Raw genomic sequence first — 973 nt, 5'->3', positions numbered from 1 at the left:
CCTCAAAAGTAGATCCGTTCACTTTCCCAGGCAATGTTATTCTTTGTGCCATCGCTGCCATCTTCTTTGGTGTGTTTCTCAGCCTGGGACAATGGCTGATACTGCGGCAGACTGATTTGACACCGAGGATTTTTGCTCTGATTAATACAGTAGTTGGAATCGTGATTTTCTTTCTACTGGTGTACTTCAACGAGCCTAGTTTGGAGTTGAGTGGTGGCCCCATTCAAGGTTGGAAAACTGCCCTCATCTTTTTAGCCGGTGGTGCAGTTACCGGAGCAGCCACAGGCAAGACTTTGGATTTCTACTGTAAACGGGTCGAGCAGCGGCTAATCTCTATTGAGAGGGAGAGGGTCGAAAGAGAGACGCAACAGAGAAAAAGGTTAGAGAAAGAACGCTTGGAAAGGGAAAAACTAGAACAAGAAGCTCTAGAGAAGGAAATGGCAGAAAAGAAAAGAATACAGAGAGAAATGGCTTTAGAGGAAGAAAGGAAGTGGCTTGAAGAACATGGTGATGAGGATTATGAATATGACGAGGAGGAGGATGAATAAGCTTTTTTAACCATGAGCAACCAAATCTCTACTTCCAGGGTGAAGAAATAGCCGTTGTCGAAAGCACCTTCTCCGCATTCAACCTAATCGCCGTTTCACCACAGCTAGGACATTGCACTTTAGCTAGCACCACTGACGGACGCCCCTTGTACTCTCCAATTACTGGTTCCCCTGTAAACTCGCTGATTATCGCCTGTTGACAGTGCCAGCACTCGAATACTACGCGCCCTACTAGTTTGTCACAGTCCAAAAATTGCATGTGCTGGCATTGCTGGGGTGGTAACTCCTCTTCATCGCTGTGATTAAACTGGCGCTGGTGCTTGGACTGTTGCGGTGAATTGGATTTGCGCGGGGGAGCGTAGACTCGTTCGGCTTTGTCTTTTTCTAAAGGTAGTGGCTTGTCATTAGCAATCACTTGGTGTTCC

Annotated in this window: 2 protein-coding genes; one reads left to right on the top strand and one right to left on the bottom strand. The window is 46.8% G+C overall.

From position 1 onward, the window contains the following. Positions 1–548: hypothetical protein (locus tag HCR01_RS38005; RefSeq protein WP_193201026.1), on the top strand; the 548-nt coding region annotated here is incomplete at its 5' end. Positions 549–576: 28 nt separating this feature from the next. Here HCR01_RS38005 and HCR01_RS38000 read toward each other — a convergent pair. Further along, positions 577–973 (bottom strand): hypothetical protein (locus HCR01_RS38000; RefSeq protein WP_193201025.1); only part of this gene is annotated, 397 nt, incomplete at its 5' end.

Source organism: Nostoc sp. MG11, assembly GCF_014904695.1.
In the GTDB taxonomy this organism is placed as follows: Bacteria; Cyanobacteriota; Cyanobacteriia; order Cyanobacteriales; family Nostocaceae; genus Komarekiella.
The sequence above is the reverse complement of the archived record's forward strand: the minus strand, read 5'-3'. Positions and strand labels throughout refer to the sequence as shown.